The 19,506-nt window shown below is 70.4% G+C and carries 21 protein-coding genes; 7 read left to right on the forward strand and 14 right to left on the reverse strand.

Going from position 1 to position 19,506, the window contains the following annotated elements; all coding sequences use genetic code 11:
* Position 1: 1 nt before the first annotated feature.
* Together V6V89_RS07265 and V6V89_RS07270 are read right to left on the reverse strand one after the other, a co-directional pair.
* Complete coding sequence (locus V6V89_RS07265; protein ID WP_334618199.1) at positions 2–2,164, reverse strand: terpene synthase family protein; 2,163 nt, start codon at positions 2,162–2,164, stop codon at positions 2–4.
* A gap of 176 nt (positions 2,165–2,340) precedes the next feature.
* Positions 2,341–2,934 (reverse strand): GNAT family N-acetyltransferase, encoded by a 594-nt coding sequence (locus V6V89_RS07270; protein ID WP_334618200.1) that lies wholly within the window; start codon positions 2,932–2,934, stop codon positions 2,341–2,343.
* On the opposite strand from V6V89_RS07270, the gene V6V89_RS07275 reads away from it, so the two are divergent.
* Both V6V89_RS07275 and V6V89_RS07280 read left to right on the forward strand, forming a co-directional pair.
* Positions 2,928–3,113, forward strand: a complete 186-nt coding sequence (locus V6V89_RS07275; protein ID WP_334618201.1) for a hypothetical protein — start codon at positions 2,928–2,930, stop codon at positions 3,111–3,113. The two genes, V6V89_RS07270 and V6V89_RS07275, sit on opposite strands and share 7 nt — an antisense overlap.
* 34 nt (positions 3,114–3,147) lie before the next feature.
* On the forward strand, positions 3,148–3,684 hold the full coding sequence (locus V6V89_RS07280; protein ID WP_334618202.1) for a dephospho-CoA kinase: 537 nt from the start codon (positions 3,148–3,150) through the stop codon (positions 3,682–3,684).
* 6 nt (positions 3,685–3,690) lie between these two features.
* Here V6V89_RS07280 and V6V89_RS07285 read toward each other — a convergent pair whose 3' ends face one another.
* The gene (locus tag V6V89_RS07285; RefSeq protein WP_334618203.1) at positions 3,691–4,230 is read right to left on the reverse strand and encodes a DUF3455 domain-containing protein; all 540 of its coding nucleotides are present in this window, start codon (positions 4,228–4,230) and stop codon (positions 3,691–3,693) included.
* Positions 4,231–4,326: 96 nt separating this feature from the next.
* Here V6V89_RS07285 and V6V89_RS07290 point away from each other — a divergent pair, with 96 nt between their 5' ends.
* Entirely contained in the window at positions 4,327–5,367 is a 1,041-nt protein-coding gene (locus V6V89_RS07290) for a TRM11 family SAM-dependent methyltransferase (protein WP_334618204.1), read from the forward strand.
* Positions 5,368–5,613: 246 nt separating this feature from the next.
* On the opposite strand, the gene ku is transcribed toward V6V89_RS07290, so the two are convergent.
* The 3 genes from ku to V6V89_RS07305 all read right to left on the reverse strand — a co-directional run bounded on the left by ku (position 5,614) and on the right by V6V89_RS07305 (position 8,085).
* Positions 5,614–6,465: a non-homologous end joining protein Ku gene (ku, locus tag V6V89_RS07295; protein WP_334618205.1), complete on the reverse strand. Its 852-nt coding sequence runs from the start codon at positions 6,463–6,465 to the stop codon at positions 5,614–5,616.
* A 62-nt stretch (positions 6,466–6,527) separates the two neighbouring features.
* On the reverse strand, positions 6,528–7,304 hold the full coding sequence (locus V6V89_RS07300) for a hypothetical protein (protein WP_334618206.1): 777 nt from the start codon (positions 7,302–7,304) through the stop codon (positions 6,528–6,530).
* Positions 7,305–7,482: 178 nt separating this feature from the next.
* Positions 7,483–8,085: a TetR/AcrR family transcriptional regulator gene (locus V6V89_RS07305; protein ID WP_334618207.1), complete on the reverse strand. Its 603-nt coding sequence runs from the start codon at positions 8,083–8,085 to the stop codon at positions 7,483–7,485.
* 69 nt (positions 8,086–8,154) lie between these two features.
* On the opposite strand from V6V89_RS07305, the gene V6V89_RS07310 reads away from it, so the two are divergent.
* Together V6V89_RS07310 and V6V89_RS07315 are read left to right on the forward strand one after the other, a co-directional pair.
* Positions 8,155–9,177: a hypothetical protein gene (locus V6V89_RS07310; RefSeq protein WP_334618208.1), complete on the forward strand. Its 1,023-nt coding sequence runs from the start codon at positions 8,155–8,157 to the stop codon at positions 9,175–9,177.
* A 315-nt stretch (positions 9,178–9,492) separates the two neighbouring features.
* Positions 9,493–11,148 (forward strand): pectate lyase family protein, encoded by a 1,656-nt coding sequence (locus tag V6V89_RS07315; RefSeq protein WP_334618209.1) that lies wholly within the window; start codon positions 9,493–9,495, stop codon positions 11,146–11,148.
* A 45-nt stretch (positions 11,149–11,193) separates the two neighbouring features.
* On the opposite strand, the gene V6V89_RS07320 is transcribed toward V6V89_RS07315, so the two are convergent.
* Together V6V89_RS07320 and V6V89_RS07325 are read right to left on the reverse strand one after the other, a co-directional pair.
* Positions 11,194–11,838 carry a response regulator transcription factor gene (locus tag V6V89_RS07320; protein WP_334618210.1) on the reverse strand — a complete coding sequence of 215 codons (645 nt, stop codon included), beginning with the start codon at positions 11,836–11,838 and terminating at the stop codon, positions 11,194–11,196.
* Complete coding sequence (locus V6V89_RS07325; protein WP_334618211.1) at positions 11,826–12,926, reverse strand: sensor histidine kinase; 1,101 nt, start codon at positions 12,924–12,926, stop codon at positions 11,826–11,828. Before V6V89_RS07325 ends, V6V89_RS07320 begins: the two co-directional genes overlap by 13 nt.
* Here V6V89_RS07325 and V6V89_RS07330 point away from each other — a divergent pair.
* Complete coding sequence (locus V6V89_RS07330) at positions 12,873–13,073, forward strand: alpha/beta hydrolase (protein ID WP_334618212.1); 201 nt, start codon at positions 12,873–12,875, stop codon at positions 13,071–13,073. The two genes, V6V89_RS07325 and V6V89_RS07330, sit on opposite strands and share 54 nt — an antisense overlap.
* Positions 13,074–13,118: 45 nt before the next feature.
* On the opposite strand, the gene V6V89_RS07335 is transcribed toward V6V89_RS07330, so the two are convergent.
* The 6 genes from V6V89_RS07335 to V6V89_RS07360 all read right to left on the reverse strand — a co-directional run bounded on the left by V6V89_RS07335 (position 13,119) and on the right by V6V89_RS07360 (position 17,880).
* A complete protein-coding gene (locus tag V6V89_RS07335) occupies positions 13,119–13,643 on the reverse strand; it encodes a hypothetical protein (protein ID WP_334618213.1) in 525 nt (174 codons plus the stop codon).
* A 110-nt stretch (positions 13,644–13,753) separates the two neighbouring features.
* Positions 13,754–14,374, reverse strand: a complete 621-nt coding sequence (locus V6V89_RS07340; protein ID WP_334618214.1) for a response regulator transcription factor — start codon at positions 14,372–14,374, stop codon at positions 13,754–13,756.
* Positions 14,371–15,579: a sensor histidine kinase gene (locus V6V89_RS07345; protein ID WP_334618215.1), complete on the reverse strand. Its 1,209-nt coding sequence runs from the start codon at positions 15,577–15,579 to the stop codon at positions 14,371–14,373. The genes V6V89_RS07340 and V6V89_RS07345 overlap by 4 nt, the downstream gene beginning before the upstream one ends.
* A 6-nt stretch (positions 15,580–15,585) precedes the next feature.
* On the reverse strand, positions 15,586–16,356 hold the full coding sequence (locus tag V6V89_RS07350) for an ABC transporter permease (protein WP_334618216.1): 771 nt from the start codon (positions 16,354–16,356) through the stop codon (positions 15,586–15,588).
* Entirely contained in the window at positions 16,356–17,261 is a 906-nt protein-coding gene (locus V6V89_RS07355; RefSeq protein WP_334618217.1) for an ABC transporter ATP-binding protein, read from the reverse strand. Before V6V89_RS07355 ends, V6V89_RS07350 begins: the two co-directional genes overlap by 1 nt.
* A 70-nt stretch (positions 17,262–17,331) precedes the next feature.
* Positions 17,332–17,880 carry a pyridoxamine 5'-phosphate oxidase family protein gene (locus tag V6V89_RS07360; protein WP_334618218.1) on the reverse strand — a complete coding sequence of 183 codons (549 nt, stop codon included), beginning with the start codon at positions 17,878–17,880 and terminating at the stop codon, positions 17,332–17,334.
* 232 nt (positions 17,881–18,112) lie between these two features.
* Between V6V89_RS07360 and V6V89_RS07365 the strand changes: the two genes are divergently transcribed.
* On the forward strand, positions 18,113–19,498 hold the full coding sequence (locus tag V6V89_RS07365) for an ABC transporter substrate-binding protein (RefSeq protein ID WP_334618219.1): 1,386 nt from the start codon (positions 18,113–18,115) through the stop codon (positions 19,496–19,498).
* The last annotated feature ends 8 nt before the right edge of the window (positions 19,499–19,506 follow it).

The raw sequence follows: 19,506 nt of genomic DNA on the forward strand, positions 1-19,506 counted from the left end.
GTCACCGCCTGACGAGGTCGAGGAGCCGGGCGGCCGAGGTGCCCAGCCCCGTGGGACCGGTGGGGGCCGGTGGGCCGACGAGCCGCCACCGCAACTCCGACTCCGTGTAACGCCGGGTCTTCTGGTGCCACAAGAGCACGCCCGACATCCAGTCCTTCAGCTCCTGGACGTAGCGGTCGAGCGCGGCCCGAGCCGGTGCGTCGAGCGCGAAACTGTCGCACAGCAGCGGGAGTTCGGTGGCGACGAGGTACTGGAACTGCCGCATCCGGCCGGTCATCAGGTCGTTGGCGATCGCGATGGCGCGCGGAGCGTTGCAGTCCAGGAAGTTCTGGATGACGAGCACGCCGTTGTTCAGCTCGCCTTCGAACTCGATCTCCTTCTGGTACGAGAAGATGTCGTTGACAAGGCAGCAGTAGTCGGCGGCGGCGTTGTCCAGCGCGCGCATCGGCCTGGCCTGGTAGACCTCCGGCGGCAGCGCCTGGCCGTGAGTGAGGCGTGACAGGCTCATCGTGAGGTCCGAGCCGAACGTCAGGCGGCGCATCTCCAGATAGTCGACCGGGTCGGGGATGCGGTGCTGGATGTGGTTGACCAGTTCCCACAGCCAGCTCCTAGTCATGTCCATGATGGACTGTCTAAACTGGTGCCGGTCGGCGACGGACATGGCGCGGATGGTGCGCGGCCACAGGTCGGCCAGGCCCACCTCGACGGCGTTGACCGGTGGCGGCATGGCGGTTCCCTCGACGGGAAGGAATGCCGCCAGCCGTTCGGTGAACAGCTTCGCGCCTGCCATGTCACGGGTGCGCCCGAACACCGCCGGGAAGTAGTCGTCGGCGTACGTGCCCCAGGTGAGCCAGCCGGTCGACACGTCGAGGTCGTCGGGCGTACCGCCGGGGTTGATGGCTGCGGCACAGAGCGCGAAGTCGAAGCCCTTCAGGGTCTCCTCGTTCCAGAGGCCTGCGCCGGTCACCCCGGGCACCGCGTCGAGAAAGCCCATCGCGCGCGACCACGGGACGTTCGCGCGGCGCGCGGCGTCCAGGTGCGGGCTGATCGTGTACTGGTACGGCATCGTCATGTCCGGTAGCCGCGACGGGCCGACGGTCTGGTGCGGCACGTGGGTGAAGCTCGCGAACCGCAGGCGGTTGGCCGGCATCCCGATGCCGAGCGACGGACCGTGCGCGCCGCTGTTCATGTAGCGGCTGGAGCGCAGGTGCCACTCGTGCCCGCCGGACTGCCAGTCCTGCAGGCCTTTGACGTAGGCCAGCACGGCCGCGCACTGCGCCGGATCGAGCCCATGCTCGACGAACAACGGTGGCAGCTCGGTGACGACGGTGTTCTCGAACTGCTGTAGCCGGGAGGTGAGCAGGTCATTGACGGAATTGGCGGCCTCCTGCGGGCCGCAGCCGAGGAAGTGTTCCAGCACCAGTACGCCGTTGTTGATTTCCCCCTCCGACTCGGTCTCGCGCTGGTAGGAGAAGATGTCGTTTCGCAGGTGTACGCCGTCGGAGAAGGTGTCTTTCAGCACCCGCATCGGCCGGGTCGCGGCCACGGCGGCCGGCACCTCGGCGCCCACGGCGTACTCGACGAGATCCGCCGACCAGGGCGCTCCGCCCACCTTGCGGCGCATCTCGACGTACTCCACCGGGTTGGGCACGCGCTTGTCGTTGATGTTGTGCAGCTCCCAGAGCGACTCCGCCAGCAGATGCTGGGTGCTGGTCGCGAACCGCTGCCGCCACGCGGTCGACATCGCCGGCACCGTCCGGGCCCACAGGTCGGCCAGGCCGCGCTCGACCGAGTTCGTCGGCTCCGGTGTGGACCCTCCGGCCACGGGCATGAAGGCGGGCAGCCGGTCCAGGTACGCCGTGGCGCCGGCCAGGTCGCCGGTGCGCTTGTAGAACTGGAGGAAGTGGTCGTCGAAGAAGAACACCCACACGTACCAGTCGGTCACCAGGTCGAGCTCGTCGCCCCCGCAGTCGGGATGCGTGTAGGCGCACAGCAGGGCGTAGTCATGCGAGTCGAAGTCGTGCTCGTCCCAAACCTGGGAGCCTTCGATCATCGTCATGTCCCGGGCCCAGGCCTTGGAGTGCGTCCGCGCCCGCTCCAGGTGGGGATTCAGTCGTGCCGGGTGCGGCACGTAGAACGTGGGCAGTGTGAACGGCTGGCTCATGGAGCCGATCTCATCAGCCGCGCCCGGCGAATGACATGGTCAATCAATCGTTGGAGTGGGGTGAACGTGTCAGCAGGCCGCTGAGCCAGATCGAGACGCGGATCGGGTACCTGATGCCGGTGCTCGCCGCCAACCATGACGTGACTGACATCTATCCCCGAAGCCGCCCCTAGCTATCAGTCTTGAGAAGTGCGGTGGGCGGGCCACTCGTCGGCGAGCATCGCGAAGTCGAGTTCGGTGCTCCATTCCCCCTTGAACAGCTCGTTGCGCACGAGGCGGGCCTCCTGCCGCATCCCGAGCCGGCGGGCGGCCCTCGCCGAGGGTTCGTTGCGTTCGTCGATGCGGGCGACGATGCGGTGCAGGCCGAGTTCCTCGAAGCCGAGCCGCAGCAGCGCGTGCGCGGCCTCGGTGGCGTAGCCGCGACCGCCAAAAGCCGGGTTGACGACGTATCCGATCTCGCCCCCGCGGTGCTCCCGGCTGTGCCAGAACAGCACGACGTCACCCACCAGCTCGCCGGTCTCGATGATCTCGACGCCGAGCGTGAGCGCCTGCCCCTCGTCGGTAAGCGCGGTAGTGGCCCACTGGGTGGCGAGCCGTTCGGCGATGACCTGACGGTCCATCGGCTCGAACGGCACGTAGCGGCAGACTTCGGGGGCGCTCCGGTAGGCCAGCAGCGCGTCGATATCGCCTGAGGTCAAGGGGCGCAGCGAAAGGCGCTTGGTAAGGACCGGATACACGGGGCGCAGCTCGCGATGATGATCGTTTGACACGCTCCCATCATGACAGCCCGTGGGCGGCCAGCCAGGTGGCGAACTGGTCTGGCGCGCGTACGCCGTCGTCGAGCGAGGTGAAGAAGTTCATCGAGGACAAGTACGCCGGCTCGGTGCTGGCGGCGTACTTGGGCCTGGCTGGCGGCGTGGTCGGGGTGTGGTCGACAATGCGGGCATGACCAGGCCAGACGCCGCGGGCCCACTGCCGTAGGCATGAGCGCCGTCGCCGACCTGCTCGCCTCCCGGCCACCCCGTGCCGGCCGGGTGAAGGTGCTTGCCGTCGAGGGCCGGTCAGGCTCTGGCAAGTCCCTGCTCGCCACCGCCGTCGCCGCCGAGCTGGGCGCGCCGGTGATCCGGATGGACGACCTCTACGCCGGCTGGGACGGCCTGCTCGACGGCGTCGACGCGCTGGTGCGCTGGGTGCTCGCACCGCTGCGCCGCGGCGAGACGGCGCGGTGGCAGCGGTACGACTGGCACCTCGGCCGGTACGCGGAGTGGCACCCGGTGCCCGCCGCGGACGTCCTGGTGGTCGAGGGCGTCGGCGCCGGCGCCCGCGAGGTCGCGCCGTACCTAAGCGCCCTGGTCTGGGTCGACGCGCCCGACGAGGTGCGCCGCCAGCGGGCCCTGGCCCGCGACGGCGACACCTATGCACCGCACTGGGACCGGTGGGCCCGGCACGAGGACGACTTCTACGCCCACCACGACGTCCGCTCCCGCGCCGACCTCCAGGTCCGGGGATTCCCGCGTTAGCGCCGGTCAGCCGGCGACGAAGAAGCGGTACACGGCTCGGTACGGCACGCCGCTGGTCTGGCCGTCGACGCAGGCCCCGGTGGGTGCGACGCCGCCGCTGGTGGCCAGCCGCTGGATGTAGGTGACCGCGCCGAACACGCCGTCGCCGCGGGTGCGGGTGGACTGGAGCAGCAGCTGCGGGATGGAGCCCGACACCGGCGACGAGGCGACCGACCTGGCCTCGACGAGCGAACCGTCGCGGGTGGACTGCCAGCTCGGACCGCGGAAGTGCGTCGCGGCCTGCGGCCCGGGGATTCCCTTGGCCCGGCCGGCCAGGAGCGCGGCCGGTTCGGTGAACGTCCAGGCCCCGGCGGTGCAGGTGTAGACCTGGACACCGGAGGCGGCGAAGTCGGCGAGCGGCACGTTGCCGGCCGGCGGCACGAGGTTGGCCGGCACCGGAGCCGAGGGCGTGCCCTGGCCGTGCGCGCTGACCGGCGCTCCGGCCACCAGGGCGGTCGCGAGCACGCCGGCGCACATGAGGCCGCGGAGAGTACGGGAAGTTGTCATGCACAGGGGAACGTCGGCTTCAACGAACCGGTTCACGCCATCTGCGATGTCACCCGGACGTGGCGGCGAACCCGGTCGTGGGAGACTGGCGGGATCATGAACCAGTACGGCCTGCTGATCCTGCCTTCGGTCAACCGCGTGTACGCGGAGTCCTCGGTCGACCTCACCCGAGCCGAGCTCGAACTGTTCAACCAGTCAGTACTCCGCGGGAAGATCAGCGGCACCGGCACGGCCGTCATCGGCGGCGCGCGCTACGTCACCTTCGAGGCCGAGGGCCTCGACGAGCGGGACGCGGCGTTCCTGGGCAACCTGTCCTCGGTGTACGCGCTGTTCGAGTTCGTCGGCGACCTGCTGCGCCCGGTGGAGCTGCGGCGCCTGGACCGGTTCGACGACGACCTGATCACCATCCAGAAGTACGCCGGAAAGACCAACGAGCAGTTCACCAAGCTGCTGCTGAATGCCACCCTGCTGGCCTCGGCCTGGGCGCCGGAGATGCTGGAGCGTCGGTTCCGGGTGCTCGACCCGCTGTGCGGGCGCGGCACGACGCTGAACCACGCGCTCATGTACGGGTTCGACGCCGCCGGGATCGACATCGACCAGAAGGACTTCGAGGCGTACCAGGCGTTCATCCTGACCTGGTTGAAGCGCAAGCGGATCAAGCACCGGGTGCTGGAGTCGGGGCCGATCCGCCGCGAGCGCCGCGTGGTCGGCCGCCGGCTGCGCGTCGAGCTGGCACCGTCCAAGGAGGACTACAAGGCGGGCGAGACGCAGGCGCTGGACGTGGTCAACGCCGACACCACCCGGTCGGGCGAGTTCTTCCGGCCCGGCACGGTCGACCTGGTCGTCGCGGACGCGCCGTACGGCGTACAGCACGGATCCCGCACCGCGGCCCAGGGCCTGGCGCGGGACCCGCTGGCGCTGCTCGCCGCGGCGACCCCGGTGTGGGCGAGGCTGCTACGGCCCGGCGGCGCGCTCGGCATCTCGTGGAACACGTACGTGGCCCGGCGCGAGGATGCCGCGAAGGTGCTCGCCGACGCGGGACTCCAGGTGCTGGACTCCGATCCGCACCTCGCCCTGCGGCACCGCGTCGACCAGGCGATCGTCCGCGACGTCCTGGTCGCCACGAAGCCGGACTGACCCTCAGTAGACCTCGACGCCGTACCAGGCGAGCGCCTTGATGACGTTCTCGTCGACCACGGTGCACGGTGCCCCACGTCGTGCCGCGCGCGTCGACGCGCTCGTCCAGCGCCTTCCGGACGGCCCGCAGGTCTTCGGTGCTGTGCTTCAAGCGCTTGGCGACGCCGCCCGCGGTCTTCCGCCACTTCCCCACCAAGGCGGTCCGGGACGATGTCGAACTTCGACGGCCTCGCGCCCCGCTAGAAGTCACGCCGCCTTCTTGGCCGTCGTCTTCTTCTTGGCCGTCGTCTTCTTCTTGCCAGGAGTGGACTTTCGCCCCTTCTTGGCGGACTCCACGCTGCGGCGCAGCACCTCCATCAGGTCGGTGACCTCGGTGGCTTCGGGCGCCTCCTCCGCCAGGGTGACCTTTGCGCCCTTCTTCTTCGCGCCGATGAGCTTCTTCACCTGGTCGGTATAGGTGTCGCGGTAGTCGGTCGGCTTCCACGGGCCGCTCATCGACTCGATGAGCTGGGTGGCCATCTTCAGTTCCTGAGGCTTCGGCTTGGCCTTGCCGGGCAGCTTGTCGATCTGCTCGTGCGGGTCGCGCACCTCGTCGGCGAAGTACATGGTCTCCAGTACCAGCAGGTCGTCCTTGGGGCGGATCGTGGTGAGGTACTGCTTGTTGCGCATCACCAGCGTGCCGATCGCCGCCTTGTTCGCCGTGGCCATGGCCTCGCGCAGCAGCGCGTACGTCTTGGCGGTCTCGTCGCTTCCGGGCGCCAGGTAGTAGGACTTCTGGTAGTGGACGGGGTCGATCTCGTCGAGGTCCACAAAGGTGTGGATGTCGAGGGCGCGGGAGCGGCCCGGCGCGATCGCGTCGAGCTCCTCCGGGTCGAGCATCACGTACTTCCCGCCGCCGACGTCGGCGCCCTTGACGATGTCGTCGTAGTCGACCTCTTTGCCGGTGCGCTCGTTCACGCGGTGGTAACGGATGCGGTCGCTGGTGCCCTTCTCGAACTGGTGGAACGACACCTCGTGCTCGCGGGTGGCGGAGTACAGGGCGACCGGCACGGACACCAGTCCGAAGCTGATGACACCGGTCCAGATCGGCCGCGCCACAGGACACCACCGCCTTCCGCTCGTTCGGTACGCAGTACCCGGCTTGCCTGCGCTTGAACCGCTCAGCCGGCGCGGCGCCGCTGGAGGTTGGTGAGGCGCTGGGCCGCCTGCCGGGCGGCCCGCGCGGCCTTGTCGGCCGCCGCGCGGGCCTCGCGCTCCTCACGCTGGGCGGTGCGCTGCGCCTCGTCGGCCTCCGCGAGCCGCCGCTTGAGATCATCCACGCGCCGCGTGGCCTCCGCGAGCACGGCGCCGGCCTCGTCGAGGGCCGCCTGGGCCTGCTCGTACGCGGCCGCGGCGGCCTCGGATGCCTGGCGGACCTCGTCCTCGTCCGCGTCGTGGGTGCCGGTGGCGCGAGTGGCCGGCGCATCGCCGGGAAAGCCGGTGGTGGACAGGACACCGGTGAGGTGGCCGGCGGCGAGTTGCTCGGCGGCCCCCTCGTCGGCGAGAGCCGCGTGCAGCGTCTGTTCGAGACCACGTGCGGTGTCCTCCGATGCCGGGTGACCAGCCGCGTCGGCCAGGGCGCGCGCCTGCTGCACCAACGCGTGCACGACCTGCCGCTGCTGGCGGGACAGCTCCTTCAGCTCCTCGCCGGCAAGGCTCGCCGTGGCCTCGCGCAAGGAGGCGCCAAGCTCCAGCAGCGCACGGATCTCGTCCGGCCGCTCCCGAACCAACTGATTGGTCAGCCAGCCGGTCATCGTCGGCTTGCCTAGCACGGTGATCCGCTTCGCCAGGTCGGTGTCGCCGGCCTGCCGCGCCTCTTTCGCCCGCGCGTTGCGCGCCGCGGTGAACTCCCGCGGCGGCAACGCGTACAGCTCGTCGGCGATGTCGTCAACGCTCACAAGCTCTATGACACCACCAAAACGCCTTCCGTGACGGCCACGTGGTCGCCGCGCGCGAGCCGTACGCGGAATCCTGACGGTGCCTGGTGCCGCACGATGGCGCGGTTCTCGGCCAGACGCACTACCGCGACCGGCGGTAGGTTCGGCGTCGCCCGCTCCGGCGCTGCGGGCGACGCGTTCAGTCCACCACAGTGGCGTGTCGGCCGCGCAGCAACGGCAGGTACACCTCGTCGACGATCTCGACAAGCACGTCGTCCGGCACGCTCGTGGTGCCGCGCGTGACGTATTCGTTGCGCAGCAACGCGATCGCGACCGTGGCGACGCGCGGGTGGATGGCCTCCGGCGGCACCTCGCCGCGGGCGACGGCGCGGCCGAGCACGGTCAGCCACAGGCCGGATCCGGCGTCGATGACGCTGTCGCGCAGCTGCGCCATCAGATCGGGGTCGTCGGCGGCGGCTCCCAGCAGGGCGCGCACGGTGCGGCCGATGATGGGTGTGGACAGGTGGCCGTTGGCGCCGCGCAGCAGTTCCATGACGTCGCCGCGCAGGGTGCCGGTGTCGGGTGGTTCGCGGTCCGCGCCGATCAGCTCGCGGTAGGCGGCCAGGGCGAGGGCGGCCCGGTTGGGCCAGCGGCGGTAGATGGCGTTCTTGTTGGTGCCGGCCCGCGCGGCGACCCGGTCCATGGTCAGCCCGGCGTACCCGGCTTCGGTGAGCTCGTCGATCACCGCGTGGAGGATCGCCTGCTCGAGCTCGGCGCCTCGCCGCCGTGGTGGCCCCGCCATCTGACGCTCCTCTCGGTACGTGTAGTACCTTATCAGGGTACGCGTCGTACCCTATTTGAGGAGGGCCACATGCGAGGCAAGGGCATCAGCTACGACACCGGATTCGTCCACAAGACAGAGAACTCCCGGGGGCACTTCGACGCGGACATCGTCGAGCGCGAGCTGCGGATCATCCGCGACGACCTGCACTGCAACGCCGTACGCGTCATGGGAGGTGACCCGCGGCGGATCGAGCTGGCCGCGACCGTCGCCGCCGATCTCGGCCTGGAGGTCTGGTTCTCCCCATACCCCTTGGAGCTGACCACCGCCGAGTTGCTGACGCTGTTCGCCGACTGCGCCGACCGCGCGGAACGGCTCCGGCGGCGTGGCGCCGAGGTCGTGTTCGTCACCGGCGCCGAGCTGAGCCTGATGAACCGGGGATTCCTGCCCGGCGAGACCACCGATGAGCGGGTCCGGCTGCTGATCCGGCCGGAGCGGGCACGCGACCTGATCCCCCAGGCGGTCGGGCGCGTCAACGAATTCCTCGGCAAGGCCGTGGCGCTCGTCCGCGAGCGTTTCGGCGGCCGGATCACCTACGCGGCCGTACCCCTGGAGCGCGTCGACTGGGATCCGTTCGACATCCTGTCGGTGGACCTCTACCGGTCCAGTGCCATCGCCGAACAGTTCACCGGCGGCGTCCGCGCGCTCGTGGCGCAGGGCAAGCCGGTCGCGATCACCGAGTTCGGGGCCGCCACCTACCGCGGCGCGGGCGACGACGGGGCCCGCGGTCTTGAGATCGCCGAGTTCGACAGGGACACCCGTGCGCCGCTGCGACTCACCGGCGCGTACGAACGCGACGAGGCCGGCCAGGCGGCGTACGTGCGCGAACTGCTGGAGGTCTTCGAGGCCGAGGGCGTCGACAGCGCCTTCGTGTTCACGTTCGCTCTCAGCTCGTTTCCGCACCGGCCCGACGGCGACCCCCGCGACGACCTCGACCTGGCCAGCTACGGCATCGTCAAGGTGCTCGAAGGCCGCTCCGGCGACACGTACCCTGGGCTGCCGTGGGACCCGAAGGCCGCGTTCAGCGCGCTCGCGGAGTTCTACCGGCGGTGACGCGCGGCCACCTCGAAGGGCGGTGAAGCGCTCGACCACCTCGTCGTCGCAGTCCCGGCGAGACTTCGCGGTTCAGCCGCCGTGGACTAGCGACTGGAAAGCGCTCGCCATAGAATGCTGTCAATTCTGCAAATGAGGAGAGTTCGACTAGGACACCAAACCCGACAATAGCGGTCACATCATCGCCGACCGACGAGTCGGCATATGGTGTTTCGCGGATTCGGTGCAACAAAGCTGCACATTGCTGGCATTGACTGTTTTAAGTTCCCCTTTCTACGTTGGCAGGAAAGCGCGTTCCAACGCAGGGAGGCCACAGTGCAGGAAGCGCGGCACGTCCACCACCGCCTCAGCAGGCGCACGCGGACCGCATTCGCGGCCGGCGTCAGCGCCGCCGTCACGGCGCTGGTCCTGACCGTCAGCGCCGTCGCGAACGCGGCCACGCTGTTCTCGGACGATTTCAACGACGGCAACGCCAGCGGCTGGAGCACTTCGGGCGGCAGCTGGTCGGTATCGTCCGGCGCCTATTCCCAATCGGGCACCAGCGCCAGTGCCAAGGCGCTGGCTGGCGCCGCGTCGTGGTCAACGGCCACCGTGCAGGCCAGGGTGACCGCCGGCGCCTTCGGCAGCGCGACCTCGCGCGGGATCGGCATCGCTGCCCGGGTGCAGAGCACGTCCAACTTCTACGCGCTCGTGCTCACGCCCACCACCGTGCAGATCCGCAAGGGAGCGACCAGCACGCTCGCCTCGGCGCCGTTCTCGACGGCCACCGGCACCGCGTACACGCTGAGGTTGAGCGCGACCGGCAGCTCCCTGGTCGGCGCCGTCAACGGCACCCAGGTGGTGTCCGCCTCGGACAGTTCGTACGCCGCCGGCCGCGCGGGCCTCGTGGCCAACTACGCCGCAGGCTCCTTCGACGACGTCGTGGTGACCGACGCGGCCGGCCCGAGCCCGACCACGCCCGGCCCGACCTCACCTTCACCCTCAAGCTCAACCTCAAGTTCACCGTCAGCCTCGCCGACGACCTCGCCCACCGCCTCGCCCACCGCCTCGCCGACCACCAGCCCGCAGCCGCCAGGCGGGATCATAGGCTGGGCCACGCAGGCCGGCGGCACCACCGGCGGCTCGGGCGGCGCCACGGTCACGGTGAGCACCTGGGCCGACTTCCGCACCCAGGCGCAGGCCGCCGGCACCAGGACGATCCTGGTCAACGGCCTGCTCGCCGGCTCGGGCACGGTCGAGGTCACAGCCAACAAGACGATACGGGGTGTCGGCGCGAACTCCGGCCTCTCCGGGACCACCCTCAACATCGAGGACATGCATCCCGCCAACGTCATCATCCAGAACATGAACATTCGCGGGGTGCCCGGCACCGACGCGATCCAGATCGAGAACGCGACGCACATCTGGATCGACCACAACACGATGCAGAGCACCATCGAGGACGACGTCGACTTCTACGACGGCATGATCGACATTACCCACGCCGGTGACTACATCACCATTTCTTGGAACATCGTCCGCAACCACTGGAAGACATCGCTGGTCGGCCACTCCGACAGCAACGCCGGTGAGGACGTCGGTCACCTACGGATCACGTACCACCACAACTGGTTCGACCGGACATTCGAGCGCAGCCCGCGGGTGCGCTTCGGCGAGACCGTCCACGTTTTCAACAATTACTACACGAACGTCAACAACAACACGTCCTCCTACGCCATCGCCTCCACCATGAACGCCGGCGTGCTCGTCGAAGGAAACGTCTTCGAAAACGTGCAGCAGGCGTGCTGGTCCGCGAGCGGATACGCGGACTCCGACCCCGGGCGGTTGGTGGCCCGCAACAACTCGCTCACCAACTCCGGACCGTGTGAGGTCAACGGTTCGGTGGCCGCGCTCCCCTACGGGTACACCGCGGAGAACGTCGGCACCGTGAAGGCGTCCGTCATGGCGGGCGCCGGCGCGGGCAGGATCTGATCCTGGTCCACGGTGCGGCTGCCCGGCCCCGAACAGCCGTGATGGTCACGTGTCACCGTTGAGATAGGCCAGCACCGCGGCCACCCGGCGGTGTCCCGACTCGGTGGCCGGCAGCCCCAGCTTCGCGAAGATGTTGCCGATGTGCTTGCTGACCGAGCGCTCGGTGATGAACAGGATCCGGGCGATGTCCGCGTTCGCGTGGCCTTCGGCCATCCGGGAGAGCACCTCTCGCTCGCGGGGGCTGAGGTTCTCGAGCGGGCTTCGGCGCCCGCCGACGAGTTGGGCGACGACGTGCGGGTCCATCACCGTGCCTCCACCGGCCACCCGGGACAGGGCGTCGAGAAAGTCGTCCACTCTGGAGACCCGATCCTTCAGCAGGTACCCGACCGCACCCGCGCCGTCGGACAGCAGCTCGGCGGCGTAGGTGCGTTCGACGTACTGGGAAAGCACCAGTACCGGCAGCCCTGGCCGGCGGCGGCGCGCGGTGAGCGCGGCCCGCAGGCCCTCGTCGCGAAACGTCGGCGGCAGCCGGACGTCGACGAGGGCCAGGTCGGGGTCGTGCCGGTCCAGCGCGGTCAGCAGGTCGTCGGGTGTGGTGACGGTGGCGGTCACCTCGTGTCCGGCGGTGGAGAGCAGCAGGTTGAGCCCTTCCAGCAACAGCACGTTGTCTTCGGCGATCACGACGCGCACGGCAGCTCCACCCGTATCGTGGTCGGCCCGCCGCGCGGGCTGGCGATCGTCGCCTCGCCGTCCAGCGCGGCGACCCGCCGGCGGATGCCGGCCAGCCCGGTGCCGCGGCTCTCGTCGGCGCCGCCCGTGCCGTCGTCGGACACCACGAGCACCAGTCGGTCACTGGCCAGGCCGAGCTCGACCACGCCGCCCGCCGCCTGGCTGTGTTTGGCGATGTTGGTCAGCGCCTCCGCAACGACGAAGTAGGCCGCGCCTTCCACCGCCGCCGGCAGCCGGCCCAGCGGTCCGGCCCGCAGCCGCAGCTGTGCCGGACAGTCGGCAACCAAGGCGTGCACGGCGCCCACCAGCCCGCGGTCGGCCAGGATGGGCGGGTAGACGCTGCGCGCGACGCCACGCAGCTCGGCCAGCGCGTCCTCCACGCCGGCGCGCGCCCGTTCGACGAGCTGGTCGGCGAGGTGCGGGGCGATGGTCCGCTGGCGCTGGGCGACACCGAGCTGGATGGCGATGGTCACCAGCCTTGCCTGGGTGCCGTCGTGCAGGTCCCGCTCGATCCGCCGCAGCTCCGCCGCGTGCGCGTCCAGCGCGTCCGCGCGGGTGGCGGCCAGGCGCTCGACGCGCGCGGTGAGCACGGCCGCTGCGCTGGGTGCCAGCACCGCGCGGCACGCCCTCGCGTGCCAGCGAGCGAGCACCGGGGCGACCCACCACAGCGTGCCGGCGGCGACGGCGCCGAACACCGGCGGGAGGGTCAACGCCCGGCTCCAGGTCGTGATCGGCACAAAGTACGCGAAGGACTCGCCCGCCGGCAGCGCCCACCAGGCCAGCGTCGCGACCGGGGCGCCCACCACCAGCACGCACGCGACCAACACGGCGATCGCCACGGGTATCCCGGTCACGGCGTGGACAGCCAGCCAGCCGGCTTCCCGGCGCAGCGGCGGATCCGGCTCGATCGCCGGGCGCGACGCGACGCCGAGCAGCCGGTCCGCCCGTCGCCGGTCGGCGCCGGCCGCCGCCCGCACGGCCGCCCGGCGCTGATCGTGCAGGCCACCGGCGACCCCAGGACCGTCTACCGTGGAGCGCTGGCGATGCATCGGGCACTCACCGGGTCCCGGATGGTCACACTGGACGGCGCCCGGATCCACTCCGTGTTCGGCAACTACGGCAACGTGTGCGTCGACGACACGGTGATCGGCTACCTGCGTGACGGCGTACTGCCCTCGACCGACCTGACCTGCTGAAGGCTCGCCGGCCCGGTCACCCCCGTTGGTGACCGGGCCTGCCGGTTACCAACAGTGGCCGCAGGCCGGAGTGCCCTCGACCAGGTATTCGGTGACGTCGACGCTCCGGCTGACGTATGGGGAGTTCGGGCGCAGCGGCGTCTTGGTGAACGCCTGCTCCCCCTGCTTCCCCGGGTTCCTGGTCAGCATGACGCACCCGATACGCACGCGGTAGTCGGTGACGAGGCAGACCGCGAACCGGTTGGACTCCGGGGAGATCATGTTCTCCACCGAGGCCTCGGTGGGGGCGATCGGCGCGTACGGCTGGAGGTGGAACCAGAACACCGAGCCCGGACCGCTGTCCCCATAGCGTGCGTAGGCGAAGGTGGCGTTCCCGGACCCGCGGTCGGCGCAGTCGAGGTGGCCCTTCAGCACGAGGAACTCGGCCTCGGTCACCGAAACCACGTCGATGCCGCCGGAGAGGCACCGCATCCGCGTCCACTCGTCGTCTCCGGCCGTGACCGGACTGGCGGTGAACACCATCGCCGCCAGGGTGGTCAGTACCGTCGCGGCCCGAGCCAGCCACTTCATCTCGCACCCCCGTCGGTCAGCACTCAGGGATGAGACCACGGGGCGCCACCGCTGTCTGCGTTCAGCAAGATCATCAGCGGCTTTTGCGCGATCCCGCAACCCGCGGCGGATCATGACAGCAGGCCGCGGCGGTAGGCCTCGCCGACGGCCGCGGCACGGTCGCGCACCCCAAGCTTGTCGTAGATGTGCAGCAGGTGCGTCTTGATGCTGGCCTCGCTGATGAACAGGCGGCGGGCGACCTCCCGGTTGGACGCGCCCTCGGCCACGTGCCGCAGCACCTCGAGCTCCCGCTTGCTCAGCCCCGGACCACCCGGACGGCGCACGTGGCCCATCAGCTGGCCCGCCACCGACGGCGCCAGTACCGACTCCCCCCGATGCGCCGCGCGCACGGCGCGCAGCAGGTCTCCAGGCGTGGCGTCCTTGAGCAGGTAGCCGGTCGCACCCGCCTCGATCGCGGGCAGCACGTCGGCCTCACTGTCGAAGGTGGTCACCACCAGCACCCGGATAGCGGGGGCACGTTCGCGCAAGGCGGCGATCGCCTGGACGCCGCTCATGACCGGCATCCGCAGGTCCATCAGCACCACGTCGACACCCAGCCGGACGGCCAGTTCGACCGCCTGCCTGCCATCGGCGGCCTCTCCGGCGACGTCGATGTCCGGCTCGTCGGCGAAGGCGCCGCGCAGTCCATTGCGGACGATCGGGTGGTCGTCGGCGATCAGTACCCGGATCACGGCGCCCCCACGGAAATCATCGGTACGCTGACGCTGATGGCGGTGCCCTCACCGGGTGCGCTCTCCACCGTCACGGCACCGCCGATGCCGCGGATGCGCTGGCGCATGCTGTTGAGCCCGAAGCCGCTGCCGTCCGCGTCCCGCATCCCGACGCCGTCGTCGCGTACGTCCAGCAGCACGACGTCGCCAAGGTACGACAGCGTCAGCCCGACCCGCCCGGCGCGGGCGTGCTTGGCCACGTTGGTCAGCGCCTCCTGGGCCACCCGAAACAGCGCGACCTCGATCGCCGGGCTCAAGGCCGCCGGCTCCCCGGTGATCTCCACGGTCGGTTCCACCCCCGTCTCGTTCGCCCACCGCCGGGCGAGATCGGCTACGGCGTCGGGCAGCCGCGCCTCCTCCAGTTCGCGTGGCTGGAGCGCCTGCACGGAGCGCCGGGCCTCGGCGAGGCTCTCCCTGGCCAGCGCCAGCGTCCGGTCGACGTGCGGCCGGGCCCGCGCCGGCTCGGACCAGACCCGCTGCGCCGCCTGGACCTGGGTGATGATGCCGGCGAGCCCCTGTGCCAGCGTGTCGTGGATCTCGCGGGCCATCCGCTGACGCTCGTCCAGTACGCCGGCCTCCCGGGCCTGGGTCAGCAACTGGGCGTGCAGCCCGGCGTTCTCCTCCAGGGCCGCCTCCAGGCGGGCCAGCATCTCGTCGCGGCGCCGCTGCTGCTCGCTCGCCTTCTCGCCGAACACGATCCCGGCCCCGATGGCGCCGGTCTGCACGATGATCACCCCGAGGTAGCCGCCGAGCGACGCGGCGGTGGCCCGCGGCACGCCCATCGTCATCGTGTTCAACACCACCGACGTGGCCAGCACCCCGGCCACCCCCAACGGCCACGGCCTGAGCTGGTACGCGTGGAAGAACGCGGTGATGGTGAACAGGACGTAGATCAGGTCGCGGGCCATCAGGGCGGCGCACAGCGCCAGCAGGCCCGAAAAGTACACCACCGCCGGCCACGACCGTTCCCAGCGTCCCCGCCGCACGCGGGTGTGCCAGCCGTACACCCACGCGGCGGCGAGGATCGCCAGCGCGAGCGTGCCGGTCCGTTCGCCGCCGGTCTGGCCGGGCGTGGCCTGGCTGATCGCAACCGAGGAGATGAGGAGAAGCCACGGTACGACCACCAGCACCTGCGCGTACCGCCGGTCCCAGTCGGTTGGTGCCACCCGCCCTCACTCCCAGCGGAACAGCTTGGCCGCGGCCAATCCCGCGGCCACGGCCACGAGCGCCATTATCGCCAGTTGGACGATCCGCGTGCCTCCGGTCCCGGCATCGACCGTCGCCAGCACCGCGGGGTTGCCTGACCACGCGGTCAGCAGGGCCTGGACGCCGGGCGGGGTGTAGTCGCCCATCCGCACGAGCGCGTCCGGCATCAGGAACCGGGGCAGGAACACGCCACCGGCGAACATCACCACCATGTACACGAGGGTTGCCAGGCCACCGGCGACCCGGCTGCTCGGCGCGACCGCCGCGATCAGCGCGCCGATGGCCAGCACCGCCCCGAAACCGACGGCGAAGGCGGCCACGAACGTCAACGGGTGCCGCGGCAGCGGGACGTCGAGCACCAGCCAAGCCGCGCCGACCAGCAGCGCACCCGCCACGAGGCAGGCGACCAACGCCACGATAAGCTGGGCGAGCAGGAGTTTGCCCGGGTGCACAGGGGTGGTGGACAGCCGGCGCAGCACCCCGTTCTCGCGGTAGGTGGCCAGCACGCCCGTGACGTGTTGCAGCGCGACGACGCCGATTCCCAGCACCAGCGCCGACGGTGCCCAGAGCTCGACGAACCGGGCCCCGTCGTACTCCTTCGAGGGCTCGCGCAGCGCGGGCACGGCACCCAGGACGAGCAGGATGAGGGTCGGGGACAGCACGCCCAGGATCGCCGCAGTCGGCTCCCGCAGAAACAGCCGGGCCTCGACGACCGTGGTCCGGAGCAGCGTAGACATCAGTGGTAGCTCCGTCCGGTCAGCGCCACGAAGGCGTCGTCGAGGCTGGTCTGTTCGATACGCAGGTCGTGCGCGACGATGCGGTTACGGGCCAGCACAGAGGTGAGCGCGTGGAGCAGGTCTCCGGTGCCGGTGACGATCACCTGGCCGCCGCTTCGCCGCACGCTCGTCACCTCGTCCAGGGCGGTCAACAGCTGGTCGTCCAGCGGCGCCGATGGGGTGAACCGGACCCGTTGCTCGCGGCCGACGCGGGCAATCAGGCCCGCGGGCGTGTCCAGCGCGACGACCCGGCCCGAGTCGATCAGGGCGAGCCGATCGCAGAGCCGCTCGGCCTCGTCCATGAAGTGGGTGACCAGCACGATGGTGACGCCGGACACGCGGACCTGCTCGATCAGGTCCCAGGTGTCGCGCCGCGCCTGCGGATCCAGGCCGGTGGTCAGCTCGTCCAGCACCGCGACCGTGGGGCTGCCGACGAGCGCGAGCGCGATGGACAGTCGCTGCTGCTGCCCGCCCGAGAGCCTGCCGTACCGGGTGTTCCGCTGGTCGGCGAGGCCCAGCCCGTCCAGCAACTCCCGCCAGTCCGCCGGGCGCCGGTAGTACGAGCTGTACAGCGAGAGCGCCTCGGCGACCGTGATCTTGTCTTGCAGCCGGCTCTGCTGAAGTTGCACACCGACCCGCTGGCGCAGCTCGGCACGGTCGCGCCGCGGGTCGAGGCCGAGCACGGTGATGCTCCCCCGGTCGGGCCGGCGCAGCCCCGTCACCGACTCGACCGTGGTCGTCTTGCCGGCGCCGTTCGGGCCGAGGATGCCGAATATCTCACCCTCTTCGACGGCGAACGACACGTCGTCCACCGCCACCTTGTCGCCGTACCGCTTGTGCAGGTTCTCCACCGCGATGATCGCCATACATCGAGGATCTCGGCGGCCGGCCGGCCGGGGAACACCCGCCCGGAGCCGGGGCCGGTGGATTCCCGCATCAACCAGTTGATGGATGCGGGACGGCCCGTTGGTGCGCGAAGTCCCAGCGGGTGGCGCCGTGGGGCTCGGCAGCGGCCACGCCGAAGGCGGTGTGCAGGGTCAGGCGGAACAGGTGCCACGGCGGCGGGCCGGCACTGGGCGCGGTGAACGGGGCCGTGAGCGCGTCACCCTCCACCGCCGCCGGCCAGCCACCACCGCGGTAGACGGCCGCGACCCGCTCCAGGGTGGACGAATCGGTGACCCTGTGCGCATCGCCCTCCAGCACCAGGTCGATGCCGGGCAGGCGCACCGAGACGCTGCACGCCGGGTTCGCGGCGAGGTTGCGCGACCTGCGGGTGCCGGGCCCGCCCACGAAGTACAGGGCATCGTCCACCCACAACGCTCCGACACCCGCCGAGTGCGGCCGGCCGTCGGGCCGCACGGTGGCCACGAAGAACGTCAGGTCGGACCCGGGCGTGTCGCTGGCGAGCAGGTCACGCGGGCGGCTCCACGGCAGCTCCGCGGATCCGTACTGGTCGAGGTTGCGCGTCGAGATCGGCTCGGTCATGTAGTCAGTCATACCCGTACGTCGACCGGCCCGGCGCCAAATCGACACCCGCCCAAAAATCGTCTGTAACGTTCCGGCGCGCGCCCGCGATACATAGATGACGGCCGTGCACCTCACCGCCGACCATGCGTAGAACATGTTCCTGGATTTACATATAGATGGCGCTTCAGGGCTTGTTCAGTTTCGTAGAACCTGTTCTACTAGCCCGGTGCGACCGGGAATGAGCGTGTTCATGGCGATTGCTGTGTGTCTCGCGCTGCCGGCCTGTGGGTCCGCCCTGACCCCGGAGCAGCGCGCCGACGTGCTTGGCGCACCTGGAGGCGGCGGCGACGGGGCCGCGACGGGTGGTGACAGCGGCGGCGGGACCACGGCCGGGTCCGGCACCGCCGACGGGCCGGCGGCCGGCGGCAGCGGGCCGGGCGCTGGACCAGGTGGTGCGCGGGGCGGCGGCACCGGGCCGGTGAAGTGCCAGGGCACCGGAGGCGCGACCGCGCCGGGCGTCACCGCCAACAAGATAAAGATCGCCAACGTCTCCGACGTGAGTGGGCCCGTGCAGGGCCTGTTCGAGTCGGCGCAGCAGGCGGTCAAGGCGTACGTCGGCTACGTGAACAGCACCGGAGGCGTGTGCGGGCGCACGCTCGAGCTGATGGCGCTGGACTCGCGCACAGACTCCCGCGGCGACCAGGAGGCCACCGCGCGAGCGTGTTCCCAGGCGTTCGCGCTGGTCGGTTCGATGTCCGCGTACGACCAGGGCGGCGCCGCGACGGCCAGCGGCTGCGGCATCCCCGACCTGCGGGCCGTAACCACGACCGCCCAGCGCCAGAAGGTGGCGGTTACCTACGGCGTCAACTCCAACAAGGTCAACTTTCAGTCGACGGCGGTCGCCGACCACTTCAAGAGCAAGTTCCCGGCCGCGGCGTCGAAGGCCGCGTTCCTGTACCTCAACTCCGAGGTCACCAAGCAGAACGAGGCGAGCTTCGTCAAGGCGTTCACCGGACGCGGGTTCACCTTCGTCTACGAGCAGGCGATCGACGTGGCCGACTTCAACTACGCGCCGTACGTGGTGCAGATGAAGGACCGCGGCGTGCGGTACGTGCAGTGGCTGGGCTCGTACCAGCACGCGGCGCGCCTGCTACAGGCCATGAAGCAGCAGGGCTTCAAGCCCGACGTGTTCGTCATGGACCCGGTGGCGTACGACGCGAACTTCGTCAAGCAAGCGGGAGACGCGGCCGAGGGCATGGCGGTATTCACCAACACCGCACTGCTCGAAGAGGGCGGCGGCAACGCCGAGATGAAGCTCTACCGGTCCTGGCTGGCCCGGGTCGCGCCCGGCGCGGCACCGGACTACTTCGGCTTCTTCGCGTGGGGCGCCGCCAAGCTCTTCGTCGAGCTGGCCGCGAAGGTCGGCCCCAACCTGACCCGCAAGGCCCTGCTCGACGCGGTCAAGGGCGTGCACGCGTACACCGCCAACGGGCTCTTCTCGCCGCAGGACGTCGGCGGCAAACGGACCGCGAAGTGCTGGGCGTTCATCCGGCTCAAGGGCGGCCGGTGGGTCCGCGAGGCTCCCGGCTCCGGATTCCGCTGCGGCCAGCTCGTCAACACTGGCGTCGGCGCATGAGGCACCTC

This window comes from Micromonospora sp. CPCC 206061 (assembly GCF_036906915.1).
Classification (GTDB): domain Bacteria; phylum Actinomycetota; class Actinomycetes; order Mycobacteriales; family Micromonosporaceae; genus Phytohabitans.